Origin of the sequence: Paraburkholderia diazotrophica (assembly GCF_038900755.1) — a bacterium.
Classification (GTDB): Bacteria; Pseudomonadota; Gammaproteobacteria; order Burkholderiales; family Burkholderiaceae; genus Paraburkholderia; species Paraburkholderia diazotrophica_A.
The window spans coordinates 775777-801851 of the sequence record NZ_JBBPEN010000002.1; the positions used below are offsets into that span (position 1 = coordinate 775777).

The 26075-nt window shown below is 62.9% G+C and carries 22 protein-coding genes and 1 tRNA gene; 18 read left to right on the plus strand and 5 right to left on the minus strand.

Annotated elements, in window-relative coordinates; all coding sequences use genetic code 11:
* Positions 1-337: 337 nt before the first annotated feature.
* The 3 genes from AABE10_RS08860 to AABE10_RS08870 all read left to right on the plus strand — a co-directional run bounded on the left by AABE10_RS08860 (position 338) and on the right by AABE10_RS08870 (position 3063).
* Positions 338-1402, plus strand: a complete 1065-nt coding sequence (locus AABE10_RS08860) for a glycosyltransferase family 4 protein (RefSeq protein WP_342932879.1) — start codon at positions 338-340, stop codon at positions 1400-1402.
* A gap of 250 nt (positions 1403-1652) precedes the next feature.
* Positions 1653-2519, plus strand: a complete 867-nt coding sequence (locus AABE10_RS08865) for a hypothetical protein (RefSeq protein WP_342932880.1) — start codon at positions 1653-1655, stop codon at positions 2517-2519.
* Positions 2520-2607: 88 nt separating this feature from the next.
* Positions 2608-3063 (plus strand): DUF2214 family protein, encoded by a 456-nt coding sequence (locus AABE10_RS08870; RefSeq protein WP_342932881.1) that lies wholly within the window; start codon positions 2608-2610, stop codon positions 3061-3063.
* A 111-nt stretch (positions 3064-3174) separates the two neighbouring features.
* Here the strand turns inward: AABE10_RS08870 and AABE10_RS08875 are convergent.
* The 4 genes from AABE10_RS08875 to AABE10_RS08890 all read right to left on the minus strand — a co-directional run bounded on the left by AABE10_RS08875 (position 3175) and on the right by AABE10_RS08890 (position 5368).
* A tRNA-Val gene (locus AABE10_RS08875) sits at positions 3175-3249 on the minus strand.
* A gap of 48 nt (positions 3250-3297) precedes the next feature.
* Positions 3298-4047, minus strand: coding sequence for a DNA polymerase III subunit epsilon (gene dnaQ, locus AABE10_RS08880; protein WP_342932882.1), 750 nt, complete (start codon positions 4045-4047; stop codon positions 3298-3300).
* 62 nt (positions 4048-4109) lie between these two features.
* Positions 4110-4556 carry a ribonuclease HI gene (gene rnhA / locus AABE10_RS08885; RefSeq protein WP_342932883.1) on the minus strand — a complete coding sequence of 149 codons (447 nt, stop codon included), beginning with the start codon at positions 4554-4556 and terminating at the stop codon, positions 4110-4112.
* Positions 4553-5368: a class I SAM-dependent methyltransferase gene (locus AABE10_RS08890; protein ID WP_342932884.1), complete on the minus strand. Its 816-nt coding sequence runs from the start codon at positions 5366-5368 to the stop codon at positions 4553-4555. Before AABE10_RS08890 ends, rnhA begins: the two co-directional genes overlap by 4 nt.
* A gap of 19 nt (positions 5369-5387) precedes the next feature.
* On the opposite strand from AABE10_RS08890, the gene gloB reads away from it, so the two are divergent.
* The 7 genes from gloB (at position 5388) to AABE10_RS08925 (ending at position 15712) form a co-directional block, all read left to right on the plus strand.
* Positions 5388-6179 carry a hydroxyacylglutathione hydrolase gene (gene gloB / locus AABE10_RS08895; protein WP_342932885.1) on the plus strand — a complete coding sequence of 264 codons (792 nt, stop codon included), beginning with the start codon at positions 5388-5390 and terminating at the stop codon, positions 6177-6179.
* A 154-nt stretch (positions 6180-6333) separates the two neighbouring features.
* Positions 6334-8019 (plus strand): transglycosylase SLT domain-containing protein, encoded by a 1686-nt coding sequence (locus AABE10_RS08900; RefSeq protein ID WP_342932886.1) that lies wholly within the window; start codon positions 6334-6336, stop codon positions 8017-8019.
* A 260-nt stretch (positions 8020-8279) separates the two neighbouring features.
* A complete protein-coding gene (locus AABE10_RS08905; RefSeq protein WP_342932887.1) occupies positions 8280-9554 on the plus strand; it encodes an MFS transporter in 1275 nt (424 codons plus the stop codon).
* Positions 9555-9990: 436 nt separating this feature from the next.
* Entirely contained in the window at positions 9991-11145 is a 1155-nt protein-coding gene (gene carA, locus AABE10_RS08910; protein ID WP_342932888.1) for a glutamine-hydrolyzing carbamoyl-phosphate synthase small subunit, read from the plus strand.
* Between the two features lie 156 nt (positions 11146-11301).
* A complete protein-coding gene (gene carB, locus AABE10_RS08915) occupies positions 11302-14556 on the plus strand; it encodes a carbamoyl-phosphate synthase large subunit (RefSeq protein ID WP_342932889.1) in 3255 nt (1084 codons plus the stop codon).
* 153 nt (positions 14557-14709) lie between these two features.
* Positions 14710-15186, plus strand: a complete 477-nt coding sequence (gene greA, locus AABE10_RS08920) for a transcription elongation factor GreA (protein WP_342932890.1) — start codon at positions 14710-14712, stop codon at positions 15184-15186.
* A 19-nt stretch (positions 15187-15205) separates the two neighbouring features.
* Positions 15206-15712: a DUF4149 domain-containing protein gene (locus AABE10_RS08925; protein ID WP_342933092.1), complete on the plus strand. Its 507-nt coding sequence runs from the start codon at positions 15206-15208 to the stop codon at positions 15710-15712.
* 162 nt (positions 15713-15874) lie between these two features.
* Here AABE10_RS08925 and AABE10_RS08930 read toward each other — a convergent pair whose 3' ends face one another.
* Positions 15875-16411 carry a YhbY family RNA-binding protein gene (locus AABE10_RS08930; protein ID WP_342932891.1) on the minus strand — a complete coding sequence of 179 codons (537 nt, stop codon included), beginning with the start codon at positions 16409-16411 and terminating at the stop codon, positions 15875-15877.
* 261 nt (positions 16412-16672) lie between these two features.
* Here AABE10_RS08930 and AABE10_RS08935 point away from each other — a divergent pair, with 261 nt between their 5' ends.
* The 8 genes from AABE10_RS08935 to pstB all read left to right on the plus strand — a co-directional run bounded on the left by AABE10_RS08935 (position 16673) and on the right by pstB (position 26068).
* Entirely contained in the window at positions 16673-17335 is a 663-nt protein-coding gene (locus tag AABE10_RS08935; RefSeq protein ID WP_342932892.1) for an RlmE family RNA methyltransferase, read from the plus strand.
* Positions 17336-17521: 186 nt separating this feature from the next.
* A complete protein-coding gene (gene ftsH / locus AABE10_RS08940) occupies positions 17522-19411 on the plus strand; it encodes an ATP-dependent zinc metalloprotease FtsH (protein ID WP_090867143.1) in 1890 nt (629 codons plus the stop codon).
* Between the two features lie 123 nt (positions 19412-19534).
* On the plus strand, positions 19535-20419 hold the full coding sequence (folP, locus tag AABE10_RS08945; RefSeq protein WP_342932893.1) for a dihydropteroate synthase: 885 nt from the start codon (positions 19535-19537) through the stop codon (positions 20417-20419).
* A gap of 29 nt (positions 20420-20448) precedes the next feature.
* On the plus strand, positions 20449-21807 hold the full coding sequence (gene glmM, locus AABE10_RS08950; protein WP_342932894.1) for a phosphoglucosamine mutase: 1359 nt from the start codon (positions 20449-20451) through the stop codon (positions 21805-21807).
* Positions 21808-22126: 319 nt separating this feature from the next.
* The gene (pstS, locus tag AABE10_RS08955; protein WP_342932895.1) at positions 22127-23158 is read left to right on the plus strand and encodes a phosphate ABC transporter substrate-binding protein PstS; all 1032 of its coding nucleotides are present in this window, start codon (positions 22127-22129) and stop codon (positions 23156-23158) included.
* A 154-nt stretch (positions 23159-23312) separates the two neighbouring features.
* The gene (gene pstC / locus AABE10_RS08960) at positions 23313-24311 is read left to right on the plus strand and encodes a phosphate ABC transporter permease PstC (RefSeq protein ID WP_342932896.1); all 999 of its coding nucleotides are present in this window, start codon (positions 23313-23315) and stop codon (positions 24309-24311) included.
* The gene (pstA, locus tag AABE10_RS08965; RefSeq protein WP_342932897.1) at positions 24308-25204 is read left to right on the plus strand and encodes a phosphate ABC transporter permease PstA; all 897 of its coding nucleotides are present in this window, start codon (positions 24308-24310) and stop codon (positions 25202-25204) included. Before pstC ends, pstA begins: the two co-directional genes overlap by 4 nt.
* Positions 25205-25219: 15 nt before the next feature.
* Positions 25220-26068, plus strand: coding sequence for a phosphate ABC transporter ATP-binding protein PstB (pstB, locus tag AABE10_RS08970; protein WP_087733601.1), 849 nt, complete (start codon positions 25220-25222; stop codon positions 26066-26068).
* The last annotated feature ends 7 nt before the right edge of the window (positions 26069-26075 follow it).

The window sequence follows — 26075 nt, forward strand, 5'->3', positions numbered from 1 at the left end:
GAAGTGTTTCGCGCCTGTAACAACGTAAAGACTTTGAAATGTCGGGGGCCGGTTGGACGGGTAGGCATCGATAATGCATGCTCGATCCAGTCAGGAAATATCTGACAGTTTGTCAACGTCCGTTCATGAGCCGCGTTTACGGCTAGAACACAGACTTTGACACTGACCAAGCTGGCGTCTTACCAAGCGATCCATCGCAGGAATTTCTCGAAAGAATCAGGCTCGTTCCGATGCAGCTCGATGCTGCTTGTGAAACCGAGCGCCCTGGCGAGCAAGCGAAGTCGCTTTTACCAAACCGCAGTCTTTTTGCCTGATCTTTTACGAGGAGTTCTTCATTATGCGAATCGCTCAAATCGCTCCGTTGCACGAGGCGGTGCCTCCCAAGCTCTATGGCGGCACCGAACGCGTGGTGTCGTATCTCACGGAAGCGCTCGTCGAGCTCGGTCACGACGTGACGCTCTTTGCGAGCGGCGATTCGCAAACCTCCGCGAAGCTCGAAGCATTCTGGCCGCAGGCGTTGCGTCTGGACCCGACGATCCGCGACGTGATGGCGCCGCACATGCTGCTGCTCGAAGAAGTGCGCCGCCGCGCGGACGAATTCGACGTGCTGCATTTCCACATCGACTACTACCCGTTCTCGCTGTTCGCGCGCCAGCCGGTGCCGTTCCTGACGACGATGCACGGCCGTCTCGATCTGCCGGAACTGCAGCCCATCTTCAGCACGTTCAACGACGTGCCCGTCGTGTCGATCTCCGATAATCAGCGCCAGCCGCTGCCGCAGGCGCACTGGCTGTCGACCGTGTATCACGGTCTGCCGGAAAACGTGCTCACGCCGATTCCCAACGTCGAGCCGGGCTACCTCGCATTCCTCGGCCGCGTCTCTCCGGAGAAGGGCCTCGACCGCGCGATCCGCATTGCCGGCCAGGCAGGCATGAAGCTCAAGGTCGCCGCCAAGATCGACAAGGCCGACCGTGCCTATTACGAAGAAGTCATCAAACCGCTGATGGCGCTCCCGCACGTCGAGTACATCGGGGAAATCGGCGAAGCCGAAAAGCGTGAGTTCCTCGGCAATGCGCATGCACTGGTGTTCCCGATCGACTGGCCGGAGCCGTTCGGTCTGGTGATGATCGAGGCGATGGCTTGCGGCACGCCCGTGATCGCGTTCAAGCGCGGCTCGGTGCCGGAAGTGATCGAAAACGGCGTGTCAGGCTTCGTCGTCGAAGACGAAATCAGCGCTGTCGCAGCCGTCAAGCGCCTGGATCAACTGCCGCGCGCGACGGTGCGCAAGGCGTTCGAATCGCGCTTCTCGTCGAAGGTGATGGCGCAGAACTATCTGAAGACGTACGAAGAACTGCTGCGCACGAAGCGCCGCACGGTGCTGCGCGAAGTCAACGCAGGCTGATCGTCGTTATCGAGGGCTGTCCGGACGCCGTTACCCGGTTCTGTGACGGTCCTTGCGATTCACCACCAGCGCCCCGCATGTGCCGAACATGCGGGGCGTTGTTGCATTTACGCTGCACGCGGGCGCGCGGCGCAAGGGCGAATGGTTCGAAAGCGCGCATTCCGGGCCGGCAACCGTGAGACGAATCCGTAATATCCCTATAATGGCCGTGCCGCAAATCCGGCGCGGCCATCCACATGAGGAGAGTGCTTTGGCGAGAACGAAACAGACGCGTGCGAGCGCAGTGCCCGGCGCCGGCACGCTGTTCGCGCTTCGCGCCATCGGTCTCGTGATACTGGCTCGCTGGCTCTTCTCGATGGGCGAGATGCAGCCGCTGACTGCGCTTCAGGCGATGGCGTCGTCGCCGTGGGCATGTATCAACCTCGTCTTCCTGTTCCTTCTGATTTTCCTGCCGGGCGCGAAGGCGCGCGCCGAGCGGCCGTTTCATCCGTTGCCGCAGTGGCTGCGTCAGGCGCTGCGTCTTTTTGCATTTCTCGGTTTGCTGTTCGCCGTCTGGTCCGTCGGCGCGTTCGTCTGGGCGGCTGGCTGGCGGCGCGCGTTCAATGCCGTCGCCGCGACCAACGGCTGGCTGATCGCGGCCCCGACGTTGTACGCCGCCGTCGTCTGGATCTGCCGGCCGCGCGCGCTGTGGCGCACGAATATCGCTGCGCGCCGCTTCGCGATCGGCCGCTTCGCTATCTCGATCGACGCCGTTACGCGTACGGCGATCGTCTGGGCCGAAAGCCGCAAGCTCGGCCAGTACGATGCGCGCGAATTGTCGCTGCGCTGGCTCGATGTCGCGTCGGGTGGTTCCGGCGTGCGGCGCGCGATGTCATCCGTCGCGTCCGTCGATCTGTCCGGCGCGCAGCCCGCGACAGTGCCACACATCGCGAACGGTCACGCGACGCTCGAGCGCGCGGGCGTCGGCGGCCTGTTGCGCCGTCCCAAGGTCGAGCTCATGTGGGATTCGCCCGCTGCAGCCGGCCATAACCGGCAGACGGTATTTCGCGCACCGCTTTCGTCAGAAGGCGATCGCGTGGCCGCCCGAGCGCTCGACGCAAGCCTGCGCCAGGCTTGAGCTTTCCCGAGCGCGCCTCTCGCGAGTTGCGCCGGTGTCTCTCTCCCGAAGCATCGACGGCCGCTTTGCATTGAACATGGAGGTGTCCATGCTGATCCGCTGGTTGCTTGCCGCTGTTCATCTGCTGGGCTACGGATTCGCGCTCGCGTCGATCATCGGACGCACGCGCGCGCTGCGTCGCCTGTCCGGTCCGGCCGATCTGCCACGCGTGTTTCTCGCGGACGCCGGTTGGGGCATTACGGCCATCGTTCTCATCGTCACGGGTTTGATGCGTGTGTTCGGCGGCTTCGAGAAGGGCGCCGATTACTACCTGCATGAGCCGCTCTTCCACATCAAGATGGCGGCGCTCGTGCTGATCCTGATTCTCGAAATAATGCCGATGATGGCGCTGATCCGCTGGCGCGTCGCCGTCAAGCAAGGGGATGCGCCGGACCTGGCAGGCGCGGCGCGCTTTGCGCGCATCGGTCACTGGCAGGCCATTTTGCTGATCGTGATGGTGTTTGCCGCGACGGGTATGGCGCGCGGCATTGGGGCGGCTGCGTAGCCCCACAAAAAGGCACCGCGAAATAGCACCACGAAGAATCGAACGAGGAAAATCGAATGAGAAATGAAAAAGGCCCAGACGTTTCCGTCCGGGCCTGCTTTTCTTCGAATCTGGTGGGTAGTACTGGGATCGAACCAGTGACCCCTGCCGTGTGAAGGCAGTGCTCTACCGCTGAGCTAACCACCCGAAGAGCTGTACATTATGTCAGGTCTCTAAGACTTCGACAAGCACTTTTTAAGCAATTTGCGCATCGGCGGTTGCGGATGCCTCTTCGGTCGCAGGCTGCGTGCGCCACACGCTCGTCCCTTTCACCGATTTGTCGAGACCGTCTAGCAGCGCTTCATGTTCGGCGAGTTCATCGTCGGTGGCCGCGAGCACGACGAGCTCGATTTCATCGAGCTTCATGCGCTTCGGGCCGCCCGCAACGCCAGACGTCGCTTCGCCGATCATGTCGATCACAAGGCTTTCCTGGCCACGCGTCATCGCCAGATAGACCTCGGCGAGCAGTTCCGAGTCGAGCAGCGCGCCGTGCAGCGTGCGGTGCGCGTTGCTGATGCCGAAGCGGTCGCACAACGCATCGAGCGAATTGCGCTTGCCCGGGAACATCGACTTCGCGCGCACAAGCGTGTCGATTACTTCGCCGCAATGCTCGCTGAACGGCGGCAGGCCGAGCAGCGCGAATTCGGCATCGAGAAAGCCGATGTCGAACGGAGCGTTGTGGATGATGATCTCCGCGCCAGTGACAAAATCGCGCAGCGCGTCCGCGATCTCCGCGAACTTGGGCTTGTCCCTCAGGAATTCCGTCGTCAGGCCGTGGACAGCCAGCGCGCCCGGATCGCTGTCGCGCTCCGGGTTGACATAGAAGTGCAGGTTGTTGCCTGTCAGCCGGCGGTTCACCAGCTCGACGCAGCCGATTTCGATGATGCGGTCGCCGCTCTTTGCATTCAGTCCGGTGGTTTCCGTATCGAGGATGATTTGGCGCATGTCGGAGTTGCCCTGCCTGGTTGATGGGACGCCTTAAAAGGCAAAATTGCTGTTAAGAGCCGCTACAGATCCGCGAGCATTGCGACGCCGCGATTGGCGAGCGCATCGGCGCGTTCGTTCTCTGGATGACCCGAGTGGCCTCTCACCCAGCGCCACTCGAGTTCATGCTGCTGCGTGAGCGCGTCGAGCCGCTTCCACAGATCGGCGTTCTTCACGGGCGCCTTCGCGGCCGTCATCCAGTTCTTCTTTTTCCAGCCGTGAATCCATTCGCTGATGCCTTTCTGCACGTATTGCGAGTCGGTGTGCACGACTGCCTTGCACGGGCGCTTCAATGCCTCGAGCGCGGCGATCACGGCCATCAGCTCCATCCGGTTGTTCGTCGTGTTCGCTTCGCCGCCGAACAGTTCCTTTTCCTGCGTGCCATAGCGCAGCAATGCGCCCCAGCCGCCCGGGCCGGGGTTTCCCTTGCAGGCGCCGTCGGTGAAGATTTCGATCAGGTCAGAACTCATTGATGTTTGTTGCGTGTATTGGGTGTGGCGGCAGGTGTCAGGCCGGGGGCCAGCACGGGTTTCTTGACTTTCAGCGGACCGACGAGGCGCATGCCGCGCACGCGCTTGATCGCCGTGACCATGTAGACGGCGCCGAAGATCGGCCACCAGCGGTCGCCCGCGGCTTCCATGAACTGATAGCGCGACAGCCACTTCTCGCCGACGAGGGGCGGACGATAGCAGCCGAAGCGTCCGCGATCAAGATCGAAGCCGAGCAGCTTGATCCAGTCCTTTAGCCGGGTGAACGCGATCAGATCGTGCGCGGCAGGCACGAACGCACGCCCCGTCACCTTGCCGACCGATTGCCGCGCGCCCCACAGCGACAGCGAATTGAAGCCGAGAATGATCAGCTGGCCTTCCGGCATCAGCACGCGCTCGGCTTCGCGCAGCAGACGGTGCGGATCGCGCGTGAATTCCAGTGTGTGAGGCATCACGATCAGATCGACGCTTTGCGCCTCGAACGGCAGATCCAGCAGATCGCACCAGACGGAGCTGCGCCCAGGCGGCGCGTGGCGCCCGGGCAGGCCGCCCGCGACGCCGCGCGGAAACGTGTACGGCGCGCTCGCGCCGCTTTCGGCGTCGAGCACGAGCCCGCGGCAGGGCATGCGGTTCTCGCGCAGCGCATCGAGTTGCGGAAGCCCGAGCTGCAGCGCGTGATAGCCGAACACGTCGGACACGACGCGGTCGAGCTGCGCCTGCTCCCACTCCAGCACGTAGCGTCCGGGAGGGGAGGTGGTCCAGGCAGGCCAGTCTATAATCGATCGGTCAGACATGTTGAAGAATGCGTCGCCTATGAATTCGCTCGAGTACGTGCCCGTCCCGGCATTCGATGACAATTACATCTGGGTCGTGTCGGACGGCCTTCATGCCGTGGTCGTCGATCCCGGCGATGCCGCCCCGGTGAAGTCCTGTCTGGCAAAACGGGGATGGCGGCTGAGCGCTATTTTACTCACGCACCATCATGCCGACCACGTCGGCGGAGTGGCCGATCTGCTGGATGGCCAGGACGTGCCCGTCTATGGTCCCGCAGGAGAAGCGATTCCCTGGCTGACCACGCGACTCAACAACGGCGACGCCGTGCACATCGACGCGCCGCCACTCGACTTCACGATTCTCGACGTGCCGGGTCATACGAGCGGCCATATCGCGTACTTCCAGCCCGCCGACCCGCTCGGCACGCCGCATGTGTTCTGCGGCGACACGCTGTTTGCCTGCGGCTGCGGACGGCTGTTCGAAGGCACGCCCGCGCAAATGCTGGAATCGCTCGACGCGCTCGCGTCCCTGCCGGGTGAAACGGAAGTCCATTGCGCGCACGAATACACGCTGTCGAACATCCGTTTCGCGCTCGCATGTGAGCCGGACAACGGGAAGCTGCAAGCCTGGCGCGATGAAGCGACGGCCCTGCGTGCGCGCGACGTCCCGACGCTGCCGACGACGATCGCTCACGAACGCGCCGTTAACCCGTTTTTGCGCGCGGGCGAGCCGGCCGTCCAGGCGACGCTCGCCGAACAATTGCACGAATCAGTGCCCGACCGGCTGGCCGCTTTCACGCTGATGCGCGAATGGAAGAACAGGTTCCGCTAACCTGGTAAAGCATGGGGGCATGCTCATCCGAATCATAGAAAAAAACGCCAAGCTCCAGATTTCGCGACGTTTTTCACGTTTTTCCGATTGACGGAAAAGGCGCACTTTCGTACTATCGGCTGCAAATTCCAGCCCTTTGGAAGCCGAGACGTTCATGAGATTTATCTTCAGCGCGTTATTGGTCCTGACGCTCGCCGCGTGCGCGAGCCAGGGGCCAACGACGAACAGCCTTTCAACTGCTTCCAATCCAGCTAGCCAGCAAGCCGTAGCCGACACCCTTCGCAAGACCGCCACCGCCAAAGAAACGATCAACGTCGACCAGAGTTCAGTCGACCAGTTGACGAGCGAGGACTCCGATCTCTGGGGCCGCATCCGCCGTGGTTTTCAGATCCCCGACCTGCAGAGCGACCTCGTCGACATGCAGGCGAACTGGTATGCGCAGCGTCCCGATTACGTTCAACGCATGACCGAGCGGTCGCAGAAGTACCTGTATCACATCGTCGAAGAACTGGAAGCGCGCCACATGCCGACCGAGCTGGCGCTCCTGCCGTTCATCGAGTCCGCGTACAACCCGCAGGCGCTGTCGGTTGCGAAGGCCGCAGGCATGTGGCAGTTCGTGCCCGGCACCGGCCGCACGTACAACCTGAAGCAGAACATGTGGCAGGACGAGCGCCGCGACGTGCTCGCGTCCACCAGCGCGGCGCTCGACTATCTGTCGCGTCTGCACGATATGTTCGGCGACTGGTATCTGGCGCTCGCCGCGTACAACTGGGGCGAGGGCAACGTGCAACGCGCGATCGCGCGCAACGAGGCCGCCGGCTTGCCGACGGACTACCAGAGCCTGCGCATGCCGCTGGAAACACGCAACTACGTGCCCAAGCTGCAGGCCGTCAAGAACATCGTGATGAATCCGCAGGTGTTCGGGCTCACGCTGCCGACCATTCCGAACCACCCGTATTTCGTGACGGTTACGACGTCGCACGACATCGACGTCGATACGGCGGCCAAGCTCGCGAACATGACGCCCGACGAGTTCCGTTCGTTGAACCCGTCGTTCAAGAAGCCGGTCATCCTGGGCGCGACGCAGCCGCAAATCCTGCTGCCGTTCGACAACGCCAGCGCTTTCGAGCGCAACCTGAAGTCGTACTCGGGTTCGCTGTCGTCGTGGACGACCTACACGGTCACGGAACGCTCGCGTCCGGCGGCGATCGCCGAGAAGATCGGCGTCGATGCCGACACGCTGATGGCCGTCAACAAGATTCCGGCGGGCATGCGCCTGAAGCCGGGCTCGACGATCGTCGTGCCGCGCGCCGACGATGACGACGAAGACATCAGTGCCGATGTCGCCGAAAGCGCCGTGCTCGCGATGGAGCCGGACGTGCCCGACACGCGGAAGATGCTGATCCGCGTGCGCCGCAAGCAGTCGATGGCGCTGATCGCGGACCGCTATGACGTGTCGATCGGGCAGCTGAAGGCATGGAACCGTACCCGGCGCGACGTCGTGATGCCGGGTCAGGTGATCGTGCTGCACGTGCCCGTCGGCAAGGCGATGCCGGCCGAGCCGGGCCCGCAGAAGCTGGCTACGGTGCCTGTCGGCGGTGGCGTCGAGCGGACGAGTGCGCAGATTGCTGACTCGCGTTCCGGGTCGCACTCCGATAAGAAACGGGGCCGCGGCCACTCGGGCGTCGTCAAGGTTTCGGAGCCGGTCGGCAAGGCCAGCAAGCCGGCGGCCACCAAGGGCAAGATGACGAAGGTCTCGACGGAAGCGGCCGGCAAGGCGTCGAAGGGCGAGACTTCGAGCCGCCACAAGGTCTCGGCCAGCGCGAAGAAGGGCAAGTAGACAACAAGCGGCCTTTTCGAGGGCGACCGAACGTGCGCTGCGGGGGCAGCGCGTGAAGTGCGCTCCGATCTCTCCTCGTTTTCCTGAGCGCCGTCACCTGTGGTGACGGCGTTTTTCATTTCCGCTTTTCGTTTCCGCTTGTCATTTCGGGTGATGGCCGCTGACGTTTCCCGCACGGGCCGCGCGGTCTTGCGCCACGATAAGTGCGATTGCCGCTATCGTTCACCCTCGGGTCCGCTGGACCGTCTTGCTGACGCCTCATGTCATCGACGCCACTTCGTGTCTTCCTGCTGTTCTCCGCCGGTTACTTCGTCTCGTATGTGTTTCGGGGCGTGAACCTCGGCTTCGCGCCGCTGATCACGCACGAGTTGGGACTCACGGCCGCCGATCTTGGCTTGCTGACCAGTCTCTATTTCCTCGGCTTCGCGGGCGCTCAACTGCCGGCGGGCGTCTTGCTCGATCATTACGGACCGCGTCGCGTGACGGCGGGCATGCTGCTCTTCGCCGCTGTCGGCATCGGCGTGTTCGGGGCGGCGCACGGTGTGGGCGCGATGATGGTCGGGCGGCTGCTGATTGGCGTCGGCGTGTCGGTGTGTCTGGGCGCGGCGTTCAAGGCGCTCGCGCAGCACTTTCCGGCCGCGCGTCTGCCGCTGATGAACGGGCTCGTGATGGCCGTCGGCGGTCTGGGTGGGGTTGTTGTCGGCTCGCCGTTGACGTGGGTGCTGACGTTCGCGAGTTGGCGCGCCGTCTGTTTCGCGCTCGTCGTCCTGACGATCGTCGTGGCCGCGCTGCTGTGGATATTCGCGCCCGAAAGGAAGGAAGCACACCACCAGGCGAGCCTCGTTGGGCAGTTCAAGGGCACCTGGCACATTCTGCGCAGCGCGGCGTTCTGGAAGATCGGTTCGTTCTCGGTTGTCACGCAGGGCGCGTTTTACGCAATGCAGTCGTTGTGGGTCGGCGCGTGGTTGCGCGACGTATCGGGCTTCCAGCCGCACGAGGCGGCGGCGCTCGTGTCGGTGCTGGGTTTCGCGATGATGGCGGGCTGCGTGGGCTTCGGCGCGGCAGCGCGCAGCATGGAGCGGCGCGGGCTGTCGCTGTATGCGTTCTGCGGCGTCGGCATGGCGCTTTTCGTCGTCACGCAACTGTTGATTATGTTTCGCGCGCCGCTGCCGGCCGGTCTGCTGTGGGCGGCTTATGGAATTTTCGGCGGCGTGGGCATTCTGAGCTATGCGGTGCTCGCGCGCCATTTCCCGCCGCATCTGATCGGCCGCGCGAACACCACGCTAACGCTGATTATTTTTCTGCTGATTTTCGGCTTTCAGATCGGCGTGGGCGCGGTGTTGTCGATCTGGACGCCCGTCGGCGGCCACTATCCGCCCGTCGCGCATCTGACCGCGTGGGGCATTCTCGTTGCGCTTCAACTGGCGAGCGCCGTCTGGTACGTGCTACCGAGCCGCGTGCTCGCGAAAATCCCTTCGCATAGTCACGGCGAGCGCCAACCGCGGGGCTCGCAGGCGTATTCTGATATCGAATGAAACGATCATGCGGGCCGCGTGGCTCGCAAGTCGTTCGTGCCTGCCGCGCCTGCCGGGGCCGCGCCGCCCCGGTCGCCGCCCATCTCGGATTTGGAGAGAAGGGTCATTTCAGGCTATAATTTCAAGGTTTGAGCTTATCAACCCGCACCCTAGCGCCTACCTCTCCCACACCGTTCATCCGCCGCGCATCGTAGTAGTCAACCCGGTTGTAGTTCCGGTCAGGTTTTCGTGAACGCACCGGCTACCGTCGCCAGCGGCCCGCAGACTGCCAGTCCGCCTACACAATGGGCCGATTGCAAGCGCTGCGGCGCCCGATACGACGCCACGAACAGCGACACGCGAGCGAGCCTGCGCGCGCATCGTCCGATGCGCCTCGCCGCGGCCCGCACGGTCGGATAGACAGGTCGGCAACAGGGTGCTCCCCAAGGAGTCTCCCGTGTTGCCGTCATTTTCTCCCGCTCTTCTCGCGCTCGCCGACGGCACGGTCTTTCGCGGCTACTCGATCGGCGCGCCCGGTCATACGATCGGCGAAGTCGTTTTCAATACGGCCATCACCGGCTATCAGGAAATCCTGACCGACCCCAGCTACGCGCGCCAGATCGTCACGCTGACGTATCCGCACATCGGCAATGTCGGTGTGAACGCCGAAGACGTCGAAGCCACGAAAGTCCATGCCGCCGGCCTGATCATCCGTGATCTGCCCGTTCTCGCGTCGAATTTCCGCATGGAGCGCACGCTCCCGGATTACCTGAAGGCCGAAGGCGTTGTCGCGATTGCCGGTATCGACACCCGCAAGCTCACGCGCGTGCTGCGCGACAAGGGCGCGCAAAACGGTGCGATTCTCGCAGGCTCGGATGACGAGGCGAAGGCAATCGAACTCGCTCGCTCTTTCGCGGGCCTCGCGGGCATGGACCTCGCGAAGGTCGTGTCGACGCAAAAGCCGTACGAATGGAAGCAGACGGAATGGCGTCTCGGCAGCGGCTACGGCATGCAGAACACGCCGCGCTATCGTGTCGTCGCGTTCGACTACGGCGTGAAGTACAACATCTTGCGGATGCTCGCGGAACGCGGCTGCCAGGTCACTGTGCTGCCGGCGCAAGCGACGGCAGCCGACGCGCTCGCGCTCAATCCGGACGGCATCTTCCTCTCGAATGGCCCCGGCGACCCGGAACCGTGCGATTACGCGATCGCCGCGACGCGCGAGTTCATCGAGCGCGGCATTCCGACGTTCGGCATTTGCCTCGGCCATCAGATCATGGGCCTCGCCGTCGGCGCGAAGACGATGAAGATGAAAACGGGCCACCACGGCGCGAACCATCCGGTGAAGGATCTCGACGACGGCCGCGTCGTGATCACGTCGCAGAACCACGGCTTCGCAGTCGACGCCGACACATTGCCCGCCAACGCAAAGGTCACGCACGTTTCGTTGTTCGACGGCACGCTGCAAGGCTTCGCGCTGACGGACAAGCCGGCGTTCTGCTTCCAGGGCCACCCGGAAGCATCGCCCGGTCCGCACGATATCGCTTATCTGTTCGACCGCTTCACTGCGTTGATGGATCAGCAGAAGGGCAAGAAGTCGGCGGCGGCATAAGAGTCGAGAGCAGCGCCGGCAGCAGCCGCTCGCGAGCAGCGACAGAAAAGAGCGCGCCCCGCGACGCCGGACGGCTGGCCCATTTGGGCCAGGTCCGAACGGCACACCGCCGGCGCGCCAACGGAAAGAACTCAGGAATACATTAGCGAGAGCGTTATGCCCAAGCGGACAGACATCAAGAGCATCCTCATCATCGGCGCGGGTCCCATCATCATCGGCCAGGCGTGCGAGTTCGACTACTCGGGGGCGCAGGCATGCAAGGCGCTGCGCGAGGAAGGCTACAAGGTCATTCTCGTCAACAGCAATCCGGCGACGATCATGACCGACCCGAACACGGCCGATGTCACGTACATCGAGCCGATCACGTGGGAAGTCGTCGAACGCATCATCGCGAAGGAGCGTCCGGACGCGATCCTGCCGACGATGGGCGGCCAGACGGCGCTCAACTGCGCGCTCGATCTGCATCATCACGGCGTGCTGGAGAAGTACAACGTCGAGCTGATCGGCGCATCGCCGGAAGCGATCGACAAGGCGGAGGATCGCCAGAAGTTCAAGGACGCGATGACGAAGATCGGCCTCGGCTCGGCGAAGTCGGGCATCGCGCATTCGATGGAAGAAGCGATGCAGGTACACGCGGAAATCGCCGCGTTCACGGGCGGCAGCGGCTATCCGATCGTTATTCGCCCGTCGTTCACGCTGGGCGGTTCGGGCGGCGGCATCGCGTACAACCGCGAGGAGTTCGAAGAAATCTGCAAGCGCGGCCTCGATCTGTCGCCGACGCGCGAGTTGCTGATCGAAGAATCGCTGCTCGGCTGGAAAGAGTACGAGATGGAAGTAGTCCGCGACAAGAAGGACAACTGCATCATCGTGTGCTCGATCGAGAACCTCGACCCGATGGGCATCCATACGGGTGATTCGATCACCGTCGCGCCCGCGCAGACGCTCACGGACAAGGAATATCAGATCCTGCGTAACGCATCGCTCGCGGTGCTGCGCGAGATCGGCGTGGATACGGGCGGCTCGAACGTGCAGTTCTCGATCAACCCGAATGACGGCCGGATGATCGTCATCGAAATGAATCCGCGTGTGTCGCGTTCGTCGGCGCTGGCATCGAAGGCGACGGGCTTCCCGATCGCGAAGGTCGCGGCGAAGCTCGCCGTCGGCTACACGCTCGATGAGCTGAAGAACGAAATCACGGGCGGCCAGACGCCGGCTTCGTTCGAGCCGACGATCGACTATGTCGTCACGAAGATTCCGCGCTTCGCGTTCGAGAAGTTCCGCGAAGCCGATCCGCGTCTGACCACGCAGATGAAATCGGTCGGCGAAGTGATGGCGATCGGCCGCACGTTCCAGGAATCGTTCCAGAAGGCGCTGCGCGGCCTGGAAGTCGGCGTCGACGGTCTCGACGAAAAAACCACGAGCCGCGACGAAGTGATCCGCGAGATCGGCGAAGCCGGTCCGGATCGCATCTGGTACGTCGGCGACGCGTTCCGCCTGGGCCTCACGCAACAGGAAGTGTTCGAAGAGACGTCGATCGATCCGTGGTTCCTCGCGCAGATCGAAGAAATCGTCCGCAAGGAAAAGGCGCTCGAAGGCCGCACGCTCGCGAGCCTGTCGAAGGAAGAGCTGCGCTATCTGAAGCAGAGCGGCTTTTCAGATCGCCGCCTTGGCAAATTGCTCGGCGCGGCGGGCGACGACGTGCGCAAGCGCCGCATCGAACTGAACGTGCGCCCCGTCTACAAGCGCGTCGACACCTGCGCGGCCGAGTTCGCGACGAAGACGGCGTACATGTACTCGACCTACGAGGAAGAGTGCGAAGCGAACCCGACGAACAAGAAGAAGATCATGGTGCTGGGCGGTGGCCCGAACCGGATCGGCCAGGGCATCGAGTTCGACTACTGCTGCGTGCACGCCGCGCTCGCGATGCGCGAAGACGGCTACGAAACGATCATGGTCAACTGCAACCCCGAGACCGTTTCGACCGACTACGACACGTCGGACCGCCTGTACTTCGAGCCGTTGACGCTCGAAGACGTGCTCGAAATCGTGGACAAGGAAAAGCCGCTTGGCGTGATCGTGCAGTACGGCGGCCAGACGCCGCTGAAGCTCGCGCTCGATCTCGAAGCGAACGGTGTGCCCATCGTCGGCACGTCGCCGGACATGATCGACGCCGCGGAAGACCGCGAGCGTTTCCAGAAGCTGCTGCACGACCTGAATCTGCGTCAGCCGCCCAATCGCACTGCACGGGCGGAAGAAGAAGCGCTGAAGCTCGCCGACGAAATCGGCTATCCGCTCGTCGTGCGTCCGTCGTACGTGCTCGGTGGCCGCGCGATGGAGATCGTCCACGAGCCGCGCGATCTCGAGCGCTACATGCGCGAGGCCGTGAAGGTGTCGAACGATTCGCCCGTGCTGCTCGATCGCTTCCTGAACGACGCGATCGAATGCGACGTCGACTGCATCTCGGACGGAGACACGGTGTTCATCGGCGGCGTGATGGAGCACATCGAGCAAGCGGGCGTGCACTCGGGCGATTCGGCGTGCTCGCTGCCGCCGTACTCGCTGTCGAAGGAGACGGTTGACGAGCTCAAGCGCCAGACGGGCGCGATGGCGAAGGCGCTGAACGTGATCGGCCTGATGAACGTGCAGTTCGCGATCCAGCAGGTTGCGCAGGCAGACGGCTCGAAGCAGGACATCATCTACGTGCTCGAAGTGAACCCGCGTGCATCGCGTACGGTGCCGTACGTGTCGAAGGCGACGAGCCTGCCGCTCGCGAAGATCGCGGCGCGCGCGATGGTCGGCCAGAAGCTCGCGCAGCAGGGCATCACGAAGGAAGTCGTGCCGCCGTACTTCAGCGTGAAGGAAGCCGTGTTCCCGTTCGTGAAGTTCCCGACCGTGGACCCGGTGCTCGGACCGGAAATGCGCTCGACGGGCGAAGTAATGGGCGTCGGCCGCACGTTCGGCGAAGCGCTCTTCAAGTCGCAGCTTGCGGCGGGTTCGCGTCTGCCGGAATCGGGCACAGTGCTGTTGACCGTGATGGACGCCGACAAGCCGAAGGCCGTCGAGGTCGCTCGCATGCTGCATGAGCTGGGCTATCCGCTCGTCGCGACGAAGGGCACGGCGGCGGCGATCGAAGCGGCGGGCGTGCCCGTGCGCGTCGTCAACAAGGTGAAGGACGGCCGTCCGCACATCGTCGACATGATCAAGAACGGCGAGATCGCGCTCGTCTTCACGACGGTCGACGAAACGCGCGCGGCGATCGCCGATTCGCGTTCGATTCGCATGAGCGCGCAGGCGAACAAGGTCACTTACTACACGACGATGTCGGGCGCGCGCGCGGCCGTCGAAGGCCTGCGGTATCTGAAGGACCTGGAAGTCTATGATTTACAAGGACTCCATGCTCGCCTAAACTAAAGCTTCAGAGTTCTGTCAAAGACGTAAGTGCCGCGGTTAAGCGGCGTCCCTGAGGTGCCAGATCGGGCTTTGCGCCACGCTCCAGCGCCGGTATGGGATGCACTTAACCGCGGTGATTTTTTTTATGGCTGTTTTTTGCCACAAGAGCTGTTTATGAGCACTATTCCATTGACGAAGCGCGGCGCAGACCAGCTGCGCGACGAGTTGCAGCGCCTCAAATCGGTTGAACGTCCCGCTGTCATCAGTTCGATCGCGGAAGCGCGCGCCCAAGGCGACTTGTCGGAAAACGCCGAGTACGACGCCGCGAAAGAGAAGCAGGGCTTTATCGAAGGCCGTATCGCCGAAATCGAATCGAAGCTGGCAGCGGCGCAAGTCATCGATCCCGCCGCGCTCGAGGCCGATGGCCGCGTCGTGTTTGCTGCGACGGTCGACCTGGAGGACCTGGATTCGGGCGATGAGGTGACTTATCAGATCGTCGGCGATGACGAAGCCGATCTCGAGCATGGCCTCATTTCCGTCAGCTCGCCGATCGCTCGCGCGCTGATCGGGAAGTCGGAAGGCGATGTCGCGGCGGTGCAGGCGCCGGGCGGCGTGCGCGAGTACGAAATCATCGCGGTCCGCTACGTCTGAGGCCGCTGTCGTGTCTTCGATGCCGCATCGTCTGTTCAGGCTGCTGACGGTCGTTTGGGTCGGCAGTCTGCTGACCATCGGCTATGCGGTGGCGCCCGTGCTGTTCACATCGCTCGATCGGATGACGGCGGGCGCGGTCGCGGCGCAGTTGTTCCGGATCGAAGGCGTGATCGGCGTGGTATGCGGCGTGTTGCTGCTCGCGCTATGCAATGTGCTAGTCCGGCGCGGCGGCGATGCGTATCGGCGTCTGCGCTGGCTGATCACCGGCATGCTGGTCTGCGTGCTGGTTGGCTACTTCGCGCTGCAGCCGTTTATGAATGCACTGCGCATCGCCGCGCAGGAAGCGGGGACCGACGTCGGCCACTCTGTTTATGCGAGCCGTTTCGGCATGCTGCACGGTGTGTCGAGCGTGTTCTATCTGATCGAAAGTCTGTTGGGCGTCGTGCTCGCGTGGAAACTGCCGGGGGGCACGAATCTCGTGGTGGAGCAGGGCGCGGGGCGCGTCGCGGGCAGGACGGCTGGGTAAGTTGCTGTACACGTTGTACAAGAGCGCATTCAGCCCGCAGGCTGATTGACGTTCGCAAGTCCCCGCTGAGCGCGGCCGATCGCCGCATGAGGCGACGGCCGGCAATCCCGGTTCGCATAGCGCAGTCCAAATGTCGATTCGGATTTCCGCGCCACTCCGGATTTACTTCGACTGATGCATGCGCTTTGCGCTTGTCTGGCGTTTCTTTGCTTTCTTGATGTTGCCGCCGGCCGTCACGCGCTCGTTGCCGCGCACGAGTACTTTTTGCGGCTTCGGACGGCGCATCGGGTTGTCGGTCGCTTTGACGACCTTGACGACGCGCGGCGCGCCGCCTTTCTTCGTCGGCTCTTCAGAGATGGCCTCGCGCGCGCTCGGCAGCGCGCCGCGCTTCGATTTCGCAGCAGGCGCGCGTTCTGCACGCGCCGATTCGGGTTTCCAGATCACGAGCAGTTTGCCGATATGCTGGATAGGTGCCGCATTCAGCCGGTCGCAGATGTCTTCGTAGATCGCGATGCGCTCTTCGCGCTCGTCGCCGAATACCCGGATCTTGATCAGCTGATGCGCCTTCAGGTTGACCTTGATTTCGGCCAGCACGGCGTCGGTCAGCCCTTCGGCGCCGACGATCACGACCGGCTTGAGCGCGTGAGCCCGGGAGCGCAATTCGGCGCGTTGTTCGGAAGAAACTTTGAGTGCTGGCATGGAAAGTGGAAGACTCGACTAAAATGGCATCGCCCGCGGCTGGGACCCGTCAGTCCATTGTTCAGCGGGGCGCGCGCGAGAAAAAGAAAACTGCGCAGAAGACTGCGATGAACGCGGCGCCGGCGTCAGCATGAACAGGACGGCGGCGCGGACTGCAAGCAGAACCACGAGCGCGGAACACGGCCCAAGCCGCAGCCGCGCAAATTGAACGCGTATTATCCGCTAAAAGTGCGGCATCACGTAGCAAGAGTTCAACGTTTAATGGCAAAAAACCGCTTCAACCAGTCGTGGCTGCACGACCACATCAACGATCCGTACGTGAAAATGGCGCAGCGGGAGGGTTATCGCGCCCGTGCGGCCTACAAGCTGAAGGAAATCGACGAGCAGGACAAGCTGATCCGGCCTGGCCAGATCATCGTCGATCTGGGCGCGGCGCCCGGCAGCTGGAGCCAGTACGTGCGCAACAAGCTCTCGCAGGGCAAGCACCGCGACGCGCAGCGCGAAGGCGGAATCGACGGCACGATCATCGCGCTCGATCTGCTCCCGATGGAGCCGATCGCGGACGTGCACTTCATCCAGGGCGACTTTCGCGAGGACGATGTCCTCCAGCAACTGGAAGAAGTCGTCGGAGATCGCGCGGTTGATCTTGTAATTTCGGATATGGCGCCCAACCTGTCTGGAGTGGCGGTGGCGGACGCGGCGCGAATCGAGCATGTATGCGACCTCGCACTGGAATTCGCCCAAAACCACCTGAAACCCGATGGTGCCCTTTTAGTCAAATGTTTTCACGGCAGCGGTTATAGCCAGATTGTCGAAAAGTTCAAGCACCAGTTTAAGACGGTGGCCGCGCGCAAGCCGAAAGCATCCCGGGACAAGTCGTCCGAGACGTTTATTCTGGGCAAGCATTTGAAACGGCCAAGTTGAAAATGGGTCCAGTGATATGTGAGCCCGCATTCCGGTACGCCGGAAAATAAGAGCGCTGAGATTGCGCGGTACGCTATTTATGCGGTAGCGAATGCTTATGGCAGGGGTCCCCGGAAGGGATTAGAATGCCTGAGTGGTGCCGCAAGGCAAATGTAGGCGCTTGTCTATGAGTGAAGGAGTGGTGCTTTGAACAACAACATGTTTTCCAAAGCAGCAGTGTGGCTGGTAATCGCACTGGTGCTGTTTACGGTGTTCAAGCAGTTCGACAAGCCCCGTGTCCAGGAAGGCGTTTCTTATTCGCAGTTCATGGACGACGCGAAAAGCGGCAAGGTCAAGAGCGTGATCGTCCAGGGGCGTAACCTCACGGTGACGCCGGCGGACGGTCAGAAATATCAGATCGTGTCGCCGGGCGACATCTGGATGGTCGGCGACCTGATGAAGTATGGCGTGCAGGTCAGCGGCAAGGCAGATGACGAGCCGAACGCACTGGTGTCCGCGCTGTACTATCTCGGGCCGACAATCCTGATCATCGGGTTCTGGTTCTACATGATGAGGCAGATGCAGGGAGGCGGGAAAGGCGGTGCCTTCTCGTTCGGTAAATCCCGGGCGCGTCTCATCGATGAGAACAACAACGCGATCAACTTCTCAGATGTCGCTGGCTGTGACGAGGCGAAGGAAGAAGTATCTGAACTTGTCGACTTCCTGCGCGATCCGCAGAAATTCCAGAAGCTGGGTGGCCGCATCCCGCGCGGCGTGCTGCTGGTCGGCCCGCCGGGAACGGGTAAGACGCTGCTGGCACGCGCCATCGCTGGCGAAGCAAAGGTGCCGTTCTTCAGCATTTCGGGTTCGGACTTCGTCGAAATGTTCGTCGGCGTCGGTGCTGCCCGCGTGCGCGACATGTTCGAGCAGGCGAAGAAGCACGCTCCCTGCATCGTGTTCATCGACGAAATCGACGCGGTCGGCCGTCATCGTGGCGCCGGCATGGGTGGCGGCAATGACGAACGCGAACAGACGCTGAACCAGATGCTCGTCGAAATGGACGGCTTCGAGGCGAACTCGGGTGTGATCGTGATCGCCGCAACGAACCGTTCGGACGTGCTGGACAAGGCGCTGCTGCGTCCGGGTCGTTTCGACCGCCAGGTGTACGTTGGTCTGCCCGATATCCGTGGCCGCGAGCACATCATGAAGGTGCACCTGCGCAAGGTGCCGATTGCGAACGACGTCGACGCAGCGGTTATCGCGCGCGGCACGCCGGGCTTCTCGGGTGCTGATCTGGCGAACCTCGTGAACGAAGCGGCGCTGTTCGCCGCGCGTCGTGGCAAGCGCATCGTCGAGATGCAGGATTTCGAAGACGCGAAGGACAAGATCTTCATGGGTCCTGAGCGCAAATCCGCCGTGATCCGCGAAGACGCGAAGCGCGCGACGGCTTACCACGAGTCGGGCCACGCAGTGATCGCAAAGCTGCTGCCGAAGGCCGACCCGGTGCACAAGGTCACGATCATTCCGCGCGGCCGTGCGCTGGGCGTGACATGGCAGTTGCCGGAGCACGACAACGAAACGTATTCGAAGGACTATCTGCTGGATCGTCTCGCCATTCTGTTCGGCGGCCGTGTTGCGGAAGAGCTGTTCCTGAACCTGATCAGCACGGGCGCATCGGACGACTTCAATAAGGCGACGTCGACGGCCCGCGCAATGGTCGCCCGGTTCGGCATGACCGACGCGCTTGGACCGATGGTCTACGTCGACGACGAGAATGACCAGTCGCCGTTTGGCCGCGGCTTCACGCGTTCGATCTCGGAGGCGACGCAACAGAAGGTCGATTCGGAAATCCGCCGCGTGCTCGACGAGCAGTACAACCTCGCGAAGCGTTTGCTGGAAGAGAATCGCGACAAGGTCGAAGCGATGACCGCCGCGCTGATGGAGTGGGAAACGATCGACGCCGATCAGATCAACGACATCATGGCTGGCCGTCCGCCGCGCTCGCCGAAGAGCACGCCGTCTCCCGGCGATGCATCGTCGGGCGGCAGCAGCCCGGGCGCGGAAGTGAAGCCGGGCAGCGCGACTGCTCCTGCTTGATGACGGGTTGAGTGGTTTATACGGGCCGGTGTGCTGCACACCGGCCCGTTTTCATTTCTAATGCTGCTACGCGCACTGTGGTTCTGTCGCGCGATTCCCGCCAACTTCTTCGTAGTCCATCTCGTGTCAAACGCCGATTCCCCGTTTTTTCCGATCCCCGAACCGCTTCAATGCGGCCGATTCACGCTGTCGTTCGAACGCCCGCTCGTGATGGGCATTCTGAACGTCACACCTGATTCCTTTTCCGATGGCGGCCGATACGTGCTGCGCGGCGAGGCGCTGCGCCAGGCGGAGTGCATGCTGCTCGACGGCGCCGACATCATCGACATCGGCGGCGAGTCGACGCGCCCAGGGGCGCCGCCCGTGCCGCTCGACGAGGAACTGGAGCGCGTGATCCCGCTCGTCGAGCAGTTGCGCGATGCGAACGTCCCGCTTTCCGTCGATACCTACAAGCCCGAGGTGATGCGCCATGCGCTGGCTGCAGGTGCTGATCTTGTCAACGATATCTGGGGCTTTCGGATGCCCGGCGCGCTCGATGCCGTCCGCGACAGCCAGTGCGGTCTGTGCGTGATGCACATGCTGGGCGACCCGCAAACGATGCAGGCGAAGGAGCCCGTCTACGACGACGTCGTGGCCGACGTCCGCGCATTTCTCGACGAGCGCGTCAAGACAATGATTGACGCTGGCGTTGCGAAAAATCGCATCAGCGTTGATCCCGGATTCGGATTTGGAAAGACGGTCGATCATAATTACACCCTGCTTGCGCATCTGCCGCAGATCGCGCCGACGGTCGGCGCGCCGCTGCCCATTCTGGCCGGCATGTCGCGCAAGTCGATGCTCGGGGCGGTCGTCAACCGGCCAGCGCCGGAACGGGTAGCGGCGAGCGTCGCTGCCGCCGTGTGCGCAGCCGAACGGGGCGCCGCGATCATCCGTGTGCATGATGTCGCGCAAACGGTTGATGCACTGAAAGTTTGGGCGGCGACGCGCGACGCTGCGCGACGCGCCTGATCTCCACGCTTGGGAAGGAACAGTACACTATGGCACGTCGATATTTCGGAACGGATGGCATACGGGGCAAGGTCGGCGACGCGCCGATCACACCGGACTTTGTGTTGCGGCTCGGCTATGCGGCCGGCAAGGTGCTCGCGGGCGCCGACAGGTGGGCGAAAACGGGCACGCGTCCCACGGTGCTGATCGGCAAGGACACGCGCGTGTCGGGCTACATGCTCGAAGCCGCGCTGGAATCGGGCTTCGCGGCGGCGGGCGTCGACGTGATGCTGGCCGGTCCGATGCCTACGCCCGGCGTCGCGTATCTCACGCGTGCGCTGCGTCTCGCGGCGGGCGTCGTGATCAGTGCGTCGCACAATCCTTATTACGACAACGGCATCAAGTTCTTCTCCGCCGACGGCAACAAGCTGCCGGATGAAGTCGAGTCGCTGATCGAAGAACAGCTGGACAAGCCGCTCGAATGCGCGCCGTCCGGACGTCTAGGCAAGGCGCGGCGTCTCGACGACGCGGCTGGCCGCTACATCGAGTTCTGCAAGAGCACGTTCCCACAGGCGTTTGATCTGCGCGGCATGAAGCTGGTGATCGACTGCGCGCACGGTGCCGCGTATGACGTCGCGCCGCACGTGTTTCACGAGTTGGGTGCAGACGTGATCACGATCGGCGTCTCGCCGAATGGCTTCAACATCAACGACGGCGTCGGCGCGACCGCGCCCGATGCGCTCGTGCGCGCCGTGCGCGCGAACAAGGCGGATATCGGCATTGCGCTCGACGGCGACGCGGATCGCGTGCAGGTCGTCGATGCGAACGGCCGCCTCTACAACGGCGACGAACTGCTGTACGTGCTCGTGAAGGACCGGATCGCGACGCAAGGCAAGGTCGAAGGGGCCGTCGGCACGCTGATGACCAACATGGCCGTCGAAGTGGCGCTGAAGAAGGCGGGCGTGCAGTTCGTTCGCGCCGCCGTCGGCGACCGCTACGTGCTGGAGAAACTGCGCGAGCATCATTGGGAACTGGGCGCGGAAGGCTCCGGTCACATTCTGTCGCTGGATAGGCATTCGACGGGCGACGGCATCGTGTCCGCGCTGCTCGTGCTGGCCGCGATGCAGCGCAGCGGCCGTTCGCTCGAGCAACTGCTGGAAGGCGTCACGCTCTTCCCGCAGAAGCTGATCAACGTGCGCATGCAGCCGGGCGCGGACTGGAAGGGCAGCGAGGCGATTCGCCGCGCGATCAGTGCTGCGGAGGACGCGCTCGATGGCAGCGGCCGCGTGCTGATCCGCGCATCGGGCACCGAGCCCGTGCTACGCGTGATGGTCGAGGCCGCGCGCGAGAAAGATGCGTTGTATCACGCCGAAACGATCGCCGAAGTGGTGAAGCAGGCGACCGCCTGATTTCCAGAAGCAGCGTTTCAACGGGAAGGGCGGCCAGATGTCGCCCTTTTTTTGTGTCCGCAGTCGGGTCACACGTGGGCGGCGCCATGGCGGATGAGTGGTGCATGCGTTGCGGATGCAAACGTTAGCGTCCGTCAATTCGGGGCGGTAAACCGCCCATTCGCGACGCATCGTTTTCGACAGTAGAAACCCTGACATCGCGCCTTTCGGGTACGTAATAAGACTGTCACGGGAAAGTCACGGATAGTCACAGTACCGTCATAATCGGCCACTATTCTTCGCGGTGTCGTGTCACACGCTCATACCAACCGGAGAAAACATGAAACTGATGCAAACCGCGTTCGCTGGCATGGCTGGCGCTCTCTTCGCGATCGCAGCGCAAGCCGCCGACATCACTGGCGCGGGCAGCACCTTTGCAGCACCGATCTACACGAAGTGGGCTGACGCTTACCAGAAGACGGGCGGCGGCAAGGTCAACTACCAGGGCATCGGCTCGTCGGGCGGCATCAAGCAGATCGTCGCCAAGACGGTCGACTTCGCTGGCTCGGACGCTCCGCTGAAGGACGACGAACTGGCCAAGGACGGCCTGTTCCAGTTCCCGACGGTCGTCGGCGGCGTGGTGCCCGTCGTCAACGTTCCGGGCGTGAAGGCTGGTGAAATCACGCTGTCGGGCGAAGTGCTCGGCGACATCTACCTCGGCAAGATCAAGAAGTGGAACGACCCGGCTATCGCCGCGCTGAACCCGAAGGCGAAGCTGCCGGATACGGACATCGCCGTGGTCCGCCGCGCTGACGGCTCGGGCACGAGCTTCATCTGGACGAACTACCTGTCGAAGGTCAACACCGAATGGAAGTCCAAGGTCGGCGAAGGCACGACGGTCAACTGGCCGACGGGTACGGGCGGCAAGGGCAACGACGGCGTCGCGGCATTCGTGCAGCGTCTGCCGGGCGCGATCGGCTACGTCGAGTGGGCGTACGCGAAGCAGAACCACATGATCTACGTCGACATGAAGAACTCGTCGGGCGCAGTGGTCGAGCCGAAGACGGAAACGTTCAAGGCAGCGGCAGCAGGCGCTGACTGGTCGAAGTCGTTCTACCAGATCCTGACGAACGAGCCGGGCAAGAACGCATGGCCGATCGTCGGCGCGACGTTCGTGCTGCTGCACACGACGCAGGAAAAGGGTCCGCAAGGCGCGGAAACGCTGAAGTTCTTCGACTGGGCGTTCAAGAACGGCGGCCAGGCTGCGAACGATCTGGATTACATCTCGCTGCCGGAATCGGTCGTGTCGGAAATCAAGACGCAATGGAAGGCAAAGGTCAAGGACGCATCGGGCAAGTCGCTCGCCGAGTAATCCTTACCTCGTGGCAGCATCTACCGCGCGCATGAGATCTGCATGATGCGCGCGGCCGGCCGCCCGGCTTCGACGAAGCCCGGCGGCCGTAGTACTGGCCGTCTGGCATACGCCATGCGGCAACCGGAAACGCGGAAACAGGTTTACAGCTCCCATGTCCGACCTCCCTCTCTCTTCTGACGCGGCCCGGTCGACTCCGCCCGGCAGCACGGCGCAAAAGGCGCCCAGCCGCGCCGGCGACATTATTTTCGGCGGCCTCGCACGGCTTTCCGCAATCGTCACGTTACTGCTGCTCGGCGGCATTATCGTGTCGCTGATCGTCGCTTCGATGCCGACGATCGAGAAATTCGGTTTCGCCTTCCTGTGGACGGCGGACTGGGATCCCCCTTCGGAGCAGTTCGGCGCGCTGGTGCCCATCTACGGCACGATTGCGACGTCGATCATCGCCCTCATCATCGCGGTGCCCGTGAGCTTCGGCATCGCACTCTTTCTGACTGAACTGTCGCCTGCCTGGCTGCGTCGGCCGCTCGGCATCGCGATCGAGCTGCTCGCCGCGATTCCGTCGATCGTCTACGGCATGTGGGGTCTGCTCGTCTTTGCGCCGATCTTCGCGACGTGGTTCGAAAAGCCGCTCGGCTCGCTGCTTTCCGGCATGCCGGTCATCGGAGCCCTTTTCAAGGGCGCGCCGATCGGCATCGGCATCCTGTGCGCGGGCGTCATTCTCGCGATCATGGTCATTCCGTACATCGCATCCGTGATGCGCGACGTGTTCGAAGTCACGCCCGTGCTGCTGAAGGAATCGGCATACGGCATCGGCTGCACGACGTGGGAAGTGATGTGGAAGATCGTCCTGCCGTTCACGAAGACGGGTGTGATCGGCGGCGTGATGCTCGGCCTCGGCCGCGCGCTCGGCGAGACGATGGCTGTCACGTTCGTGATCGGCAATACGAACCTGCTCGATAACGTTTCGCTGTTTTCGCCGGGTAACAGCATCACGTCGGCGCTCGCGAACGAATTCGCGGAAGCGAGCCCAGGGCTCCATACGTCGGCGCTGATGGAACTCGGCCTGATTCTGTTTGTGATTACCTTCATCGTGCTGGCGATTTCGAAAATCATGCTCCTTCGCCTCGAGAAAGGGGAGGGCGCGAAATGAGCCAACCCACGTTGAACATGCCGGGCAGCAACGACAGCGCAGCGCTCGAAGCGATGCGCAACAAGCTGCAAAGGCGCCGGAAGGCGACCAATGTGGTCGCGCTGAGCCTGTCGCTCGCGGCAATGGCGTTCGGCATCATCTGGCTCGTGTGGATTCTTTATACGACGCTGCGTCTGGGCATCGGCGGCCTGTCCGTCGAGCTCTTCACGCAATCGACGCCTCCGCCGAACACGGACGGCGGCGGTCTCGCGAACGCGATCGTCGGCAGCCTGCTGCTCGTCGTGCTCGCGACGTTCGTCGGCACGCCGATCGGCATCATGGCGGGCGTATATCTCGCCGAATACGGCCAGAAGGGCTGGCTCGCGAGCGTCACGCGCTTTATCAACGACATTCTGCTGTCGGCGCCGTCGATCGTCGTCGGTCTGTTCGTGTATGCGCTGGTCGTCGCGAAGATGGGCCACTTCAGCGGCTGGGCGGGCGTGATTTCGCTCGCGCTGCTGCAGATCCCTATCGTGATCCGCACGACCGAGAACATGCTGAAGCTCGTGCCGAACGCGCTGCGTGAAGCTGCCTTCGCGCTGGGCACGCCGAAGTGGAAGATGGTGCTGTCGATCACGCTGAAGGCGTCGGTGGCGGGCATCGTCACGGGCGTGCTGCTCGCCGTCGCGCGTATCGCCGGCGAAACGGCGCCGCTGCTCTTCACGGCGCTGTCGAATCAATTCTTCTCTGTGGACATGAATCAGCCGGTTGCGAACCTGCCGGTCACGATCTTCAAGTTCGCGATGAGCCCGTTTGCGCAATGGCAGTCGCTCGCGTGGGCTGGCGTATTCCTGATCACGCTCGGGGTGTTGGGACTCAACATTCTCGCGCGGACGATCTTTTCGAAAAGTTAAGGGCGGAGCGATCCGATGAACATGGCAGAAAGTCACCTGAATCCCATCGAGCGCCCGGCGTCACCCGCTGGTTTCGACCCGGCCCAGAGCGGTCATGCGGCAGCGCCCGCGCAACCGAAAATCGAAGTCAACAATCTGAACTTCTTCTACGGCAAGTACCACGCGCTGAAGAACATCAACCTGCAGATCCCCGAAGGCAAGGTGACGGCGTTCATCGGCCCGTCGGGCTGCGGCAAGTCCACGCTGCTGCGCACGTTCAACAAGATGTATGCGCTCTATCCCGAGCAGCGCGCCGAAGGCGAAATCCTGATGGACGGCGAAAACCTGCTCACGTCGAAGCGCGACATCTCGCTGCTGCGCGCGCGCATCGGCATGGTGTTCCAGAAGCCGACGCCGTTCCCGATGTCGATCTACGACAACATCGCATTCGGCGTGAAGATGTTCGAAACGCTGTCGCGCTCGGAGATGGACGACCGCGTCGAGTGGGCGCTGACGAAGGCCGCGCTGTGGAACGAAGTGAAGGACAAGCTCGGCCAGAGCGGCTACGGCCTGTCGGGTGGCCAGCAGCAGCGCCTGTGCATTGCGCGCGGCATTGCGATCCGTCCTGAAGTGCTGCTGCTCGACGAGCCGTGCTCGGCGCTCGACCCGATTTCGACGGGCCGCATCGAAGAGCTGATCGCCGAACTCAAGAGCGACTATACGGTGGTGATCGTCACGCACAACATGCAGCAGGCCGCGCGTTGCTCGGACTACACTGCCTATATGTACCTCGGCGAGCTGATCGAATTCGGCGACACCGAAAAGATATTCATCAAGCCCGTCCGCAAGGAAACGGAAGACTACATCACGGGCCGCTTCGGCTAAGCGCACG